The organism is Actinomadura sp. ATCC 39365 (assembly GCF_054392275.1).
The window spans coordinates 2,144,088-2,157,384 of record NZ_CP184335.1; the positions used below are offsets into that span (position 1 = coordinate 2,144,088).

Sequence of the window (13,297 nt, forward strand, 5' to 3'; positions counted from 1 at the left end):
CTGCGTGTGTGGGGCAATCGTGCGGAACGTTACATCGCCCCAGGCAGCGCAACGCCCACGGCGAAACCCTGGGCTCGGCGTGTCGCACGATATTCGGATATTTGCCTCGATACGGTAGGCGGATCGCGGGGGAGACCGGGTAAGTCGGCACGATCTGTCCGTGTGGTCTGGTGGAATCTAGTGCTGTGAGTGGTCAGACCTGGCGGTTGGTGCGGCGTGGCAGCGGAGGCCCTGTTGAGCCTCCTGTGCTGGATGAACACCAGCGTGCCGTGGTCGAGCACCGGAGCGGCCCGCTCCTCGTCCTCGCGGGGCCCGGCACGGGCAAGACGACGACGATCGTCGAGAGCGTGGTCGAGCGTATCGAACGGCGCGGGGCCGACCCCGAACGGGTGCTCATCCTCACCTTCAGCCGCAAGGCCGCCGAGGAGCTGCGCCAGCGCGTCACCGGCCGGCTGCGGCGCACCACCCGCTCGCCGATGGCGCTGACCTTCCACTCCTACGCCTACGCGCTCCTGCGCCGCGAGTCCGTGCTGGAGGGCAAGGCGCCGCCGCGCCTGCTGACCGGCCCCGAGCAGCTTCTGGAGATCCGCCGGCTGCTCCACGGCGAGCTGGAGAACGGCGCGCTCGACTGGCCGCCGTCGTTGCGCGAGGCGCTCAAGACCCGCGGCTTCGCCGAGGAGGTGCGCGACTTCCTGTCCAGGGCCGCCGAGCGCGGCCTCGACGGCGAGCGGCTGGTCGCGCTCGGCCGGCTGCACGGCAGGAGCGACTGGATCGCCACCGGCCGCTTCTACGAGCGCTACCAGGACCGGTTCGACCTCGACCCCGAGGAGACCTACGACTACGCCGAGCTGATCGGGGCCGCCTCCGCGCTGCTGACCAGGCCCGAGGTGCGCGAGCGCGAACGGGCCGCCCACGACGTCGTGTTCGTCGACGAGTACCAGGACACCGACCCGGCCCAGGAGTACCTGCTCGACCAGCTCGCCGGCGACGGGCGCGACCTGATCGCGGTGGGCGACCCCGACCAGTCGATCTACGGGTTCCGGGGCGCCGACGTCCAGGGGATCATGAAGTTCCCCGAGCGGTTCAGGACGCTCGACGGGCGCGAGGCGCCGGTGGTGGCGCTGCGCGAGTGCCGCAGGAGCGGGGCCGACCTGCTGGAGGCCTCGCGCCGGGTCGCCGCCCGCCTGCCGATCGCCCCGGCCCCCGACCACGACCAGCGGCACGGCCACCGCGACCTGGTCCCGGCGGCCGGCGCCGAGCCCGGCGACGTGCGCGTCCTGCTGGCCGACAGCACCAGCCAGGAGGCCGCGATCGTCGCCGACACGCTGCGGCGGGCGCACCTGATCGAGGGGGTGCCCTGGCACCGCATGGCGGTGCTGGTGCGCTCGGCCAAGCGCCAGGTGCCGCTGCTGCGGCGGGCGCTGGTCAACGCCGGGGTGCCGACGATGATCGCCGGCGACGAGGTGCCGATCGCCCAGGAGCCTGGCGTGCGGCCGCTGCTCACGATGCTGCGGGTGGCGCTCGACCCGGCGCAGCTCGACGAGGGGGTGGCCGAGGAGCTGCTGACGGGCCCGCTCGGCGGCACGGACATGATCGGCGTACGCCGCCTGCGCCGGGCGCTCAAGATCGCCGAGAACGAGGCACTGGCAGCCGAGGAGAAGCCTGCCGCCGAGGAGGAGCCGGCCGCCGAGGAGAGGCCCGAGGCGCGGTCGTCCGGCGAGCTGCTGGTGGCGGCGATCCAGGACACCCGCGAGCTCACCCGCGTCGAGCCGCACGTCGCACTCCCCGCCGAACGCGTCGCCAAGCTGCTCGCCGCCGCCCGCGAGGCCGCCGCGCAGGAGGGCACCGCCGAAGACCTCCTGTGGGCCGTGTGGCACGCCAGCGGCCTGGGCGGGCGCTGGGCCGAGCAGAGCCTGTCCGGCGGCTCCCGCGGCGCGCAGGCCGACCGCGACCTCGACGCGGTGGTGGCGCTGTTCGACCACGCCGCCAAGTTCGTCGACCGCATGCCCAAGGCGGGCCCCGAGGTGTTCCTCGACAACCTGGCCGCCCAGGAGATCCCGGGCGACACGCTGGCCGACCGCGCGCCCGACGGCGACGCCGTGCGGGTGCTGACGGCCCACCGTTCCAAGGGCCTGGAATGGGACATCGTGGTCGTGGCGGGCGTCCAGGAGGGGGTCTGGCCCGACCTGCGGCTGCGCGGGTCGTTGCTGGGCGCCGACGACCTGGTGGAGGTGGTCGAGGGCGCCGAGCCGAGCGCCGCGTCGCTGGCCTCCAAGCTGCTGGCCGAGGAGCGGCGGCTGTTCTACGTCGCGGCCACGCGGGCCAGGCGGCGGCTGGTGGTCACGGCGGTCGGCGGCGAGGACACCGACGAGCGGCCCTCCCGGTTCCTGTCGGAGCTGATGCCGGGCGAGGTCGAATCGGCCACGGTCGACGACCGGGCGCGCTGGCTGACCATGTCGGCGCTGGTGGCCGACCTCCGCAGCGCGGTGACCGACCCCACCAAACCGGCCAAGGTCCGGCAGCGCGCCGCGCGGCAGCTCGCCCGCCTGGCCGCCGCCGGGGTCCAGGGCGCCCACCCCAACGACTGGTACGCCCTCACCCCCATCACCGACGACCGCCCGCTGAGCTGGCCGGACGACATCGTCAACATCTCCCCGTCCGCGGTCGAGAGCTTCACCAAGTGCGGCCTGCGCTGGCTCCTGGAGACGGCCGTCGGAGCCGCGGGCACCAGCACCGCCCAGGGCCTCGGCAACGTCATCCACGCGCTGGCCATGCTGGCCGCCACCGACCTGCCCGGCGAGGACGCCCTGGGCGAGCGGCTCGACCAGGTCTGGAACGAGCTCGACTTCGGCGGCGTCTGGTACAACCGCAAGCAGCGTCAGGTCGCCGAGCAGATGATCGGCAAGTTCCTGCGCTGGCAGAAGGACAACCCGCGCGAGCTGGTCGCCATCGAGGAGTCGTTCGTCGCGACGGTCTCCGAGGGCGTGCAGATCAAGGGCCGGGTCGACCGGGTCGAGCGCGACGACGACGGCCGCGCGGTGATCATCGACCTGAAGACCGGCGGCTCCAAGCCCAGGGCGGGAGAGCTCGACCGCCATCCGCAGCTCGGCGTCTACCAGCTCGCCGCGCTGCTCGGCGCGTTCGCCCGGCACGGCATGACCGAGCCCGGCGGCGCGGCGCTGGTCCAGCTCGGCAAGGCGGCCGGCAAGAACGCCGCCACCGAGCAGCGGCAGGGCGCGCTGGCCGACGACAAGAACCCCGGCTGGGCCGGGGACCTGGTCGACACCGTCGCCACGGGCATGTCGGGCCCGTTCTTCCAGGCCAAGGTGAACGACGGCTGCCGCACGTGCGCGGCGCGGGCGAGCTGCCCGGTCAACGACAACGGGGGCCAGGTGTGCTGAACCCGGTCGAACTGGCCGACAAGCTCGGCATCCTGCCGCCGACGAGCGAGCAGGCCGCGGTCATCGAGGCGCCACTCGAACCGATGGTCGTCATGGCGGGCGCGGGCTCGGGCAAGAGCGAGACGATGGCCGGGCGGGTGGTCTGGCTGGTGGCCAACGGCCTGGTCAAACCGGAGAACGTGCTGGGGCTGACGTTCACCCGCAAGGCCGCGGCCGAGCTGGCCGTCAGGGTCAGGGAGCGTCTGACCGGGCTCGCCGAGGCGGGCCTGGTCGCGCCCGGCGCGCTCGACAACGAGCCGACCGTGTCCACCTACCACGCCTACGCCGCCCGCCTGGTCACCGACCACGCCCTGCGCGAGGCGCTCGAACCCACCATGCGCCTGGTCACCCCGGCGGTGTCGTGGCAGCTCGCCTCGCGCGTGGTGGCCCTGTACGACGGGCCGATGGACAAGATCGAGCTGGGCCCGCCCTCGGTCACCGCCGCCCTGCTCGAACTCGCCGGCGAGCTGTCGGAGCACCTGCGCGCGCCCGCCGACGTACGGCGGATGGGGGAGTGGCTGGAGGCCCGGCTGGGCGCGCTGCCCGGCCGCACGACCGTGGCCCAGCGCAAGCCGGTCGGCGTGCAGGCGGCCAGGGAGCAGCTGCTGCCACTGGTGGAGGCGTACGAACGGCTCAAGCGCCGCCGCGAGGTCATCGACTACGGCGACCAGATGTCGCTGGCCGCCCGCATCGCCGCCAACCACAAGGAAGTGGGCGAGAGCGAACGGTCCCGCTACTCCGTGGTCCTGCTCGACGAATACCAGGACACCAGCCACGCCCAGCTCGTCCTGCTGCGCTCGCTCTACGGCGGCGGCCATCCGGTCACCGCCGTCGGCGACCCCTGCCAGTCCATCTACGGCTGGCGCGGCGCCTCGGCGGGCAACCTGCGCCGCTTCCCCCGCGACTTCCGCACCCGCGCCGGTGAGGAGGCGCCGGTCCGCCAGCTCAGCGTCAGCTTCCGCAACGGCGACCGGGTCCTCGACGTCGCCGCCCGCGTCCAGCTCCCGCTGCGCATGGAGGCCCGCGAGGTCCCCGTGCTGGTGCCGGGGCCCAACCGGGTCGAGCGGGGCCGCGTCACCTGCGCCTTCCACGAGACCGCCGAGGACGAGGCGAAGTGGATCGCCGACGGCGTGGCCAGGATCCTCGGCCAGGAGACCGCCCCCGACGGCCTGCCCTGGGGCGAGAAGGAGCGCAAGAAGACGCTCGCCGTCCAGCCCCAGGACGTCGCGATCCTGGCCCGCAAGCGCTCGCAGTTCCCCGCGCTGCGCAAGGCGCTGGAGGATCGCGACATCCCGGTCGAGGTGGTCGGGCTCGGCGGCCTGCTGACCGTGCCCGAGGTCAACGACATCGTGGCGACCCTGCGCGTGCTCTACGACGCCACCGCCGGCGACGCGCTGGCCAGGCTGCTGGCCGGGCCGCGCTGGCGGGTCGGGCCGGCCGACCTGCGGGTGCTGGGGGAGTACGCCAGGGAGCTGGCCCGCGAGCTGAGCGAGAGCCACCGCGCCGACGACCCGCTCGACCAGGTGGTCGCCGACCTGGCCGAGGAGCGCGGCAGCCTGGTCGACGCGCTCGACGAGCTGCCCGACCGGCCCGAGTGGCTGGAGTCGTTCTCGCCGCTGGCCCGCACCCGGCTGGTCGCGCTCGCCCAGGAGCTGCGCAACCTGCGCGGCCACACCGCCCAGCCGCTGCCCGACCTGGTCACCGAGATCGAACGCCGGCTCGGCCTGGACATCGAGGTGGCCGCCCGCAGCGGCACGGCCGGGGCGTTCGCCGCGCGGGCCGACCTCGACGCCTTCATCGACGCGGCCGCCAGGTTCGCCGGCGACGCCGAGGACCCGACGCTGGGCGCGTTCCTGGCCTATCTCCAGGCGGCCGAGAGCGAGGAGTTCGGGCTGGAGGCGGGCCGGGTCGGCGAGAGCAACAGCGTCAAGCTGATGACCGTCCACGCCTCCAAGGGCCTGGAGTGGCCGATCGTGGTCGTGCCCGGCCTGTCGCAGCTTCTCAGCTCGAAGGGCACGATCGCGACGGGCAGCGTGTTCCCGGCCACGCCGGTGATGAACAGCCGCTGGACCGACAACCCGCGCAAGCTGCCCTACCCGCTGCGCGGCGACGCCGCCGACCTGCCCCGGCTGGGCGGGCTGAGCAAGGAGGAGCTGGCCGCGTTCGACGAGCAGTGCCGTGAGCGCGACCTGATGGAGGAGCGCCGGCTGGCGTACGTCGCCGTCACCCGGGCCCACTACCACCTCATCGCCTCCGGCTACCGCTGGGGCAGCGCCACCAAGCCGCTGGAGCCGTCGGAGTTCCTGCTGGAGATCCGCGACACGGCCGACCGGGTGTCCTACTGGGCCGGCGACCTCGCCGAGGGCGCGACGAACCCGCTGCTCGCCGAGCCGGCCGAGGCCGTCTGGCCGGTCACCCCCGAGGGCCTGCGCTACGAGTCGGTGCTCGACGGGGCCCGGCTGGTCGAGGACGCCCTGGCCGGCAACCTGGCCGACGAGGACGACGAGCCGCTGCGCCCGTTCGAGGAGGAGCGCCTGCGGGCCTGGGAGCGCGACACCGACCTGCTGCTGCGCGAGCGCGAGCTGAACCGCCGCAAACCGGCGACCGTCGTCGAGCTGCCGGCCAAGCTGACCGTGTCGTCGCTCGTCACGCTGGCCACCGACCCGGCCGAGCTGGCCCGCAGGATCCGCCGTCCGGTGCCGCGCAAGCCCGCGCCGCTGGCCCGCCGGGGCACGTCGTTCCACAAGTGGCTGGAGAGCCGGTGGGACCAGCAGCGGCTGATCGACGACTTCGACCTCGACCCGCTGGAGGAGCTGGAGGAGGCAGACGTGCGGCTGGCCGAGCTGCAGGAGCGGTTCGAGGAGAGCGAGTGGGCCGACCGGCGGCCGGTCGACCTGGAGGTGCCGTTCGAGACCATGATCGCCGACCGGCTGGTGCGGGGGCGGATGGACGCCGTGTTCGAGCTGCCCGACGGCGGTTACGAGGTGGTCGACTGGAAGACCGGCGTCCCGCCCAGGGGGAAGGCGGCCCGCACGGCCTCGGTGCAGCTCGCCGCGTACCGGCTGGCGTGGTCGCACCTGGCCGGGGTGCCGCTGGAGAAGGTGAGCGCGGCCTTCCACTACGTCCGGGCCAACAGGACCGTGCGGCCGGTCAACCTGCTCGACGCCGACGGGCTGGTCGCGCTCGTCGAGGCGGTCCCGGCCTCAGAGTCCTAGGTGGTGGAAGGCGGGCCGGGGGTGCATGAGGAAGTCGTGGTGGGAGATGTTCCAGGCGTAGGCCCCGGCCATGCCGAACACCACCCGGTCCCCCACCCGCACCGAGGTCACCACGTTCCGGGCGAAGACGTCCTTGGGGGTGCACAGCTGGCCGGCGAACGTCACTGGCTCCCCGGCGACCCCGGGCCCGCCGCCCGTGGGCAGGATCGTGAACGGCTGGTCGTGGCCCTTGGTCACCGGCGTGCGCAGGTGGTGCGTCCCGCCCAGGACGATCGCGTACGCCCGGCCGCGCACCCGCTTAACGTCCACGACCTCGGTGACGTAGTGGCCGCAGTAGGCGGTGAGCGACCTGCCGGGCTCGACCCGCAGCCGCCGCCCGGCCCGCAGCGCGGCCAGCCCCTCGCCGTAGGCCGTCCAGTCGAAGCGCTCGCCCGACGTGTACGACACCGCCATGCCCCCGCCCAGGTTGACCTCCCGATGCCCGGTCTCCAGCAGGGCCCCGGCCAGCCGGAGGAGCTGGGCGGCGTCCAGGCCGCTGGCCAGGTGGGCGTGCAGGCCGCGCAGCCGTACGCGGTCGGTGAACAGCGGCAGGCACTCGGCCAGCCCCGCCTCGTCCATGCCGAACGGGCCGTCCATCGTGAGCGCGGCCCCCTCGACCGGCAGGTCCGGGTTGGCCCGCAGCAGCACGTCCGCCTCCAGCCCGGTCGCGAGCAGGCGGCGCAGCTCGTACGGCGACTCGACGTGCAGGCGGTGGTGCGGCAGCCGCAGCTCGGCGTCGGTCTTGCCGGGCCCGCCGAGGGCCAGCCGCACGCCCGGGAAGAGCGCGGAGACGTGCGCGTGCTCGCCCGCCGACGAGACCTCGAACCCGTCCACGTGCCGGGCCAGCACCCGCAGCAGCTCGGCGTCGGGGTTGGCCTTGACCGCGTAGTACAGCTCGACCTCGCCCAGCGCGGCGCGCACCGACGCGGCGTGCTCGTCGAGCGCGGGCAGGTCGTAGAGGTAGGCGGGCAGCGCGGGCAGCCGGGCGGCGGCCTCCAGGACACGGTTCACGCGAGCGGGTTCGCGCTCCGGGACGCGGTTCACGCGAGCGGGTTCGCGATCGGGACGTAACCGGCGCTGCGATCGGCTGCCCTGGCCCACCGCACGCGCAGGTTCGCCTTGGCGGGCAGCGGCGCCCCGGCCAGCAGGTCGCGCAGCGGGAGCGGCTGCCCGAGCTCGGCGGCCTGGCGGGCGAGCAGGTCGCGGGCGGCCCGCCACAACGTGCGCAGCAGCTCGTCGTCGGGCCCCGCCAGGGTGGCGGCGATCTCGGTGAGGTGGTTGACGAACAGGCAGTAGACGACGCGGGCCCAGCCCCGCGCCGGGTCGTGGGTGAGCGCGCCGGCCACGGCCGGGTGCAGCCCGCCCAGGTCGTGGCGGCCCGCGACGAGCTTGACCCCCTCCAGGTCGCGGAAGATCGCCTGGACGGGCCGGCCGGCGGCGTCCAGGCCGACGAGCACGTTCTGCAGGTGGGGCTCCAGGACGACGCCGTGGCTGAAGTACAGGTCCACGACCGGCAGCGCGACCGCCGACACGTACGCCGTCCACCAGGCCAGGGGGTCGGCCGGGGCGGCGTCCAGGGCGAGGGCGGCGGCGAGGACCGGGGTGACGCCGGGGTCGCAGGCCGTCCACGGGCTCGCCCGGACGATCACGCCCAGGCCCTCGCGCTGCCCGCGTGCCGTACGGTAGCCGGGCTCGGGGAGCCAGCGGACGGCCGGGTGCCGCGCCGCGACCTCGGCGATCAACGGCGCCAGCCGGGAGGTGAGCTCGACGGCCCCGGCCAGCTCGTACCAGGCGTTCTTGCGCACGCAGTTCGTGATCCGCACGTCCAGGGAGAACTTCAGGCACACCTCGGCGTCCGGGACGTACACGGTCCGCACCGACGAGGTCGGCACCGCGAGCGGGCCCGGCCCGAGATCGACCAGCTCGGGGCCGAAAGCGGGACGCAGCAGGTCGAGCTGCCATGGATGGGCGGGCAGCAGCCGGTGTCCGGCGGGCGCCGGGCCCAGCGCGTCCAGGGCCGTCAGGTCGCCCTCCTCGGCCAGCGCGTCGTCGCGTACCGCGAGCAGCCGCAGGGGGAAGGCGGCGTGGGCCTCGGGGGCGTAGCGCAGCCAGTCCGCGCCGTCGCGGGCCTTGGGGGTGGGATGGAACGGGTGGCCGTACACGAGCGCCTGCTCCGAGGCCAGCCAGGGATCGGCGGGCGGCTCGGCCCGCGCCCTGGCCGCCAGGATCGCCGCGACGGCGTCCCTGCTGGCGGCCACCTGGCCGGCGAACTCGCCGTTGGGTTCGACGACGAGGTGCGCCGCGCCGGCTCCCCGGCCTTGGCGCGCATGTTCGTCCGGCCGGCCGGCCAGGTCGGCCTCGGCCAGCCGGACCAGCTCGGCGACCGTCAGCGGCTGCCAGGAGCCGCCCTCCAGGCGTTCCGGCGGCCCGTCGAGGCGCAGCGCGGCCCCGCCGTGCGTACGGGCCCGCAGCAGCGTCCCCGCCACCCGCAGCAGCACGTACGGCGGCGCCGGCCAGACCAGCCCCCTGGGCCCGGCCACCTCGCGCACGCAGCACCGCAGCAGGGCCGCCAGCGTCGCCTCCTCGGCCGGCGCCCCGATGGCCAGGACGTCCATTCACGCTCTCCTCAGGTAGTTGGGCCCACTGATGCCGTAGAACTTGTTCACGTCCCGCGCCCCGGACCGTTCCTTGGCCACGAGCGTCCCGGCGGTGACCATGGACTTGCCGGTGAGCCTGGCCGCGTCGAGCGTCCTGGCACGCAGCAGCCGGGCCATGGGATGGTCGCCGTGCTCGTCGAGCGCCTCGGCGAGCGTGCCGCGCACCAGGGCCGCCGCCCGCGCCGGCGGCAGCACGGCGAACGCCACCGCCGCGGCGGCCAGGTGCAGCGTGATCGTGACGAACACGTCGGCCAGCGCGTGCGGGTCGTCGGTGAGCATCCGCCCGTCGGAGAAGGCCGGCACCTCGATCCCGGCCGCCGCCAGCCTCGACGGCGAGGCCAGCAGGCCGTCGTTGTCCTTGACCAGCAGCCGCAGGTCGCCGTCCCGCAGGACGAGGGCCAGGTTCTGCTGGTGGGCCTCCAGCGCGACGCCGTACCGGACGAACAGCCGCACGTTCCAGCGCAGCAGCAGGCGCAGGTAGCGGGGCAGCACGTCCGGGCCGAGGCCGTCCAGCACGCCGGGCACCGCCAGCGCCGCGACCGGGACGATCCGGCCCTCCGGCAGCCGCCTGACCATCCACGCCAGGTACTCGTGGCCCGCGTGCGCGTAGGTCTGCTCGTCGGCCAGCAGCACGCCGGGATCGGCGAGCCGGCGCAGCAGCAGCTCGGCCAGCGCGCCGTCCTCCAGGGTGCCCGCCCTGATCGAGCGCCGGTTGCGCACGCCGAGCGTGCTCACCGGCAACGGCAGCTTGAGGTGCGTACGCGGTCCCACCTCGACGGTCCGCATGGACAGGGTGGGCCGTACGGTGACCGCCTCCTCGGCCAGCACCCGGACCCCGTCGATCTTCCGCACCTCGTCGACGGCCATCGGGTGCACCGGGAACAGCACGCCCCCGCCCGCCGGCCGCGGCACGTCCGCGGGAAGCGCCGTCCCCGCGTGGGGGACGACCGCCCACCGCAACGCGAACGAGGGCGCGAACTCCGGCGCGTACGCCACCAGGTCGCGGTCCGAGGCGCCGATCCTGGCCCGCGAGGTGGGGTAGACGGGATGGTCGGCGAAGGCCGCCAGCGACTCGTACGTCGGCTGGCGCCGCAGCACCTCCCCGGCGTGCGCGTCGTGCAGCTCCAGCGCGGACAGGGCGGTCAGGCACTCGTCGAAGAAGGCCGCCACCCCTTCGGCGTCGGCCGGCTCGGACACCTCCACGAGCGTCTCCAGCACCTGCTCCAGCCCCAGCCGCTCGTCCGGCGCCACCACGAAGTCCTGGAACGGCGATCCCGCGACCATCCGGACCCACCGCCCGTCGGCCAGCAGCAGCCCGGCCCCGGCCCTGGTCCGGTCGAGACGGGCGGCCAGGCCGCCGTAGTCCTCGCGGACCAGCGCGTCCAGCACCCGGGCGGCCAGGTACGCCTCCCGCGACCTCACCCGACCACCCACGGCCGGGCCGCCCGGTACCGCTCGACGGCGGCGTCCACGCGGGCCCGGTCCGGTCCCACGGCCCGGATGACGCCCAGGTAGTCCCGGTTCGTGTGGGTCAGCTCTATGACGTCCCCGACGGCGCGCAGCGGCCGGTGCCACAGCCGTACGCCGCCGTCCTCGACGTCCTCCTCCGGCGGCCCCTCCTTGACGACGCCCGGCCGGTCGGCGACCACGCTGACCGCACAGCCGTGCCGGGACGGACGCGGCGGCTCGGGCGCCGGCTCCCCGAGGTGCGTGCGCAGGATCCACTCGAACAGCGGCACGCCCAGCACGTCGGCCAGCAGGAAGTCGCAGTGGTCGCCGATCGCCCGGTAGTTCACCTCGACGATCCGTGGGCCGGCGGGCGTCAGGACGTACTCGGTGTGGCAGGCGCCGAAGCCCACCCCGAGGGTCCGCAGCGCGGCGAGCACGTGGGCGTCGGCGGCGGGCGCCCAGTCGAGCCGCTCCTCCACGAAGTGCGGCAGCGGGCCCAGCGTGGTCGCGAAGCCGCCCAGCACCCGCGTCGCGGCGCCGTCCCCGAGGGTCTCCAGAGTCCGCAGCGGCCCTTCGAGGTACTCCTCCACGACCAGCGTCTCGCCCGGACGCCGCCGCCTGGCCGCGGCCACGGCGCGGGGGAGGTCGTCCTCGACCAGCACGACGTCCTCGCTGGCCACCCCCTCGCGGGGTTTCAGCACCACGGGCAGGGGCAGGCGCTCGGGCACCGGATCGGCGGGCGCGAGCCGCAGGGACCGCACCATCTCGACGCCGGTCTCCGCGAGCCCGCGGCGCATCAGGAACTTGTTCTTGGCGGCCAGACAGGCCCGCCAGTCCTTGCCCGGAAGTCCGAAGTACGACGCCGCGAGGGCGGTCTCCGCCTGAAGGTGGTCGGAGTTGGAGAAGATCGCGTCGGGCCTGCCCAGGTGCTCGACCGCGTCGATCAGGGCGCGCGGGTCGCGTACGTCGCAACGCACCGAGCCGGGGTGCCGCTCCGGCCGGTCGGTCAGGACGGTCACCTCGCACCCGAGGGCCCGCGCCGCGGGCAGGAAGCCGTACGTCACCGAGTCCGTCGGCTTGAGCGCGGTCAGGTAGAGCCGCAACGCGAAGGCACCCCCGCAGGAATCAGGTAAGGCTAACCTAACTCGATGATCTTAGCCTGAGAATGATCGCTCCGGGGCCCGCACACCCTAATCGGCGGCTAACTGCGAGGTCATAGGATGACAAGCGACTTGGGGAGGGGCGGCCAGTGGAAAAGACCGCGGAAGAGCAACTCATCGGCCCACTGCTCCTGGCACGGGGGACCATCGACAGATCGTCGGCGCTGCGCGCCGACGACAGATGGCTGGAGAAGGCGTGGGCCGACCCCGGTACCAGGGTGCTGGTGATCGACAACGGCCACACCCTGGTGCGGCGGGCCGGCGACGAGGTGCACGCGGTGCTCTACACCTCCGCGGAGGCGCCGCCGGGCGAGCGTTACCTGCTCGGCGTCGAGGGCGGCACGGCCTACTTCGCGGTGGCCGGGCCACTGCCCGGCACGCCGGTCGGCGACCTCAACGGCCGGGTGACGATGCCGATGAGCCTGAGCGACACACCCGAGGGCCGTCCGGTGGCGGCGGGCCTGCGCCAGGTGGGCGGGCTGCTCGGCGACCGCGACGCGGGCCTGCTGGTCCACGCGGTGGCGCTGGAGGCCTGGCATGCCACCCACCAGTTCTGCCCGCGCTGCGGCGCCCGCACGGCGGTGCAGGCCGGCGGCCACGTCCGGGTGTGCCCGAACGACTCCAGCCAGCACTTCCCGCGCGTCGACCCGGCGGTCATCATGCTGATCAGGGACGAGGACGACCGCTGCCTGCTGGCCCGCGGCCCCCAGTGGCCCGAGGGGCGCCTGTCGATCCTGGCGGGCTTCGTGGAGCCGGGCGAGTCCCTGGAGTACGCGGTGGTCCGCGAGGTCGCCGAGGAGGTCGGCGTCAACGTCGTCAACCCGCGCTACCTGGGCAGCCAGCCCTGGCCGTTCCCGCGCAGCCTCATGCTCGGCTTCTTCGCCGACGCCACCACGACCGCGCTGATCCCCGACGCCGACGAGATCGCCGAGGCGCGCTGGTTCACCCGCGACGAGCTGGTGGCCGCGCTCCGGTCGGGTGAGGTGCGCCTGCCGCCCCCGGTGTCGATAGCCCGCCGCCTGATCGAGACGTGGTACGGCGGCGAGCTCGTCGGCGACTGGTGATCAGGCCGCGCCGAGCAGGGCCTTGACCTCGCGAGCGGAGGGGTTGGTCCGGACGATCCGGCCGTGGTCGGTCTCGATCACCACGGTCGGAACGGTCTGGTTGCCGTTGTTGACGCTCATGACGAATTCGGCGGCGGCCGGGTCGCGCTCGATGTCGACCTCTTTGAACGTGATGCCTTCGCGGGCGAGCTGAGACTTCAGCCGCTTGCATGGGCCGCACCAGGTGGTGCTGTAGACCGTGAGCGCCATGTCGGGTTGTCCCTCCAAGGTCAG

8 protein-coding genes are annotated in these 13,297 nt (G+C 74.3%); 3 read left to right on the forward strand and 5 right to left on the reverse strand.

Annotated features, from left to right (window positions below; translation table 11 throughout):
• Window positions 1–245: 245 nt before the first annotated feature.
• On the forward strand, window positions 246–3,401 hold the full coding sequence (locus ACNF49_RS10905; RefSeq protein WP_482943593.1) for an ATP-dependent helicase: 3,156 nt from the start codon (window positions 246–248) through the stop codon (window positions 3,399–3,401).
• Window positions 3,395–6,655 carry an ATP-dependent helicase gene (locus ACNF49_RS10910; RefSeq protein WP_482943594.1) on the forward strand — a complete coding sequence of 1,087 codons (3,261 nt, stop codon included), beginning with the start codon at window positions 3,395–3,397 and terminating at the stop codon, window positions 6,653–6,655. Before ACNF49_RS10905 ends, ACNF49_RS10910 begins: the two co-directional genes overlap by 7 nt.
• Here the strand turns inward: ACNF49_RS10910 and ACNF49_RS10915 are convergent.
• From ACNF49_RS10915 to ACNF49_RS10930, 4 genes are read right to left on the reverse strand one after another with little or no spacing between them, the layout of a single operon-like run.
• A complete protein-coding gene (locus ACNF49_RS10915) occupies window positions 6,644–7,705 on the reverse strand; it encodes a type III PLP-dependent enzyme domain-containing protein (RefSeq protein WP_482943595.1) in 1,062 nt (353 codons plus the stop codon). The genes ACNF49_RS10910 and ACNF49_RS10915 overlap by 12 nt on opposite strands.
• Before the next feature lie 29 nt (window positions 7,706–7,734).
• Window positions 7,735–9,309 (reverse strand): IucA/IucC family protein, encoded by a 1,575-nt coding sequence (locus ACNF49_RS10920; protein ID WP_482943596.1) that lies wholly within the window; start codon window positions 9,307–9,309, stop codon window positions 7,735–7,737.
• Window positions 9,310–10,773: an IucA/IucC family protein gene (locus ACNF49_RS10925; protein ID WP_482943597.1), complete on the reverse strand. Its 1,464-nt coding sequence runs from the start codon at window positions 10,771–10,773 to the stop codon at window positions 9,310–9,312.
• On the reverse strand, window positions 10,770–11,903 hold the full coding sequence (locus ACNF49_RS10930; protein ID WP_482943598.1) for a siderophore biosynthesis protein: 1,134 nt from the start codon (window positions 11,901–11,903) through the stop codon (window positions 10,770–10,772). The genes ACNF49_RS10925 and ACNF49_RS10930 overlap by 4 nt, the downstream gene beginning before the upstream one ends.
• A 146-nt stretch (window positions 11,904–12,049) precedes the next feature.
• Here ACNF49_RS10930 and nudC point away from each other — a divergent pair, with 146 nt between their 5' ends.
• Window positions 12,050–13,024: an NAD(+) diphosphatase gene (gene nudC, locus ACNF49_RS10935; RefSeq protein WP_482943599.1), complete on the forward strand. Its 975-nt coding sequence runs from the start codon at window positions 12,050–12,052 to the stop codon at window positions 13,022–13,024.
• On the opposite strand, the gene ACNF49_RS10940 is transcribed toward nudC, so the two are convergent.
• Window positions 13,025–13,273, reverse strand: coding sequence for a mycoredoxin (locus tag ACNF49_RS10940; protein ID WP_357987343.1), 249 nt, complete (start codon window positions 13,271–13,273; stop codon window positions 13,025–13,027).
• Window positions 13,274–13,297: the final 24 nt, after the last annotated feature.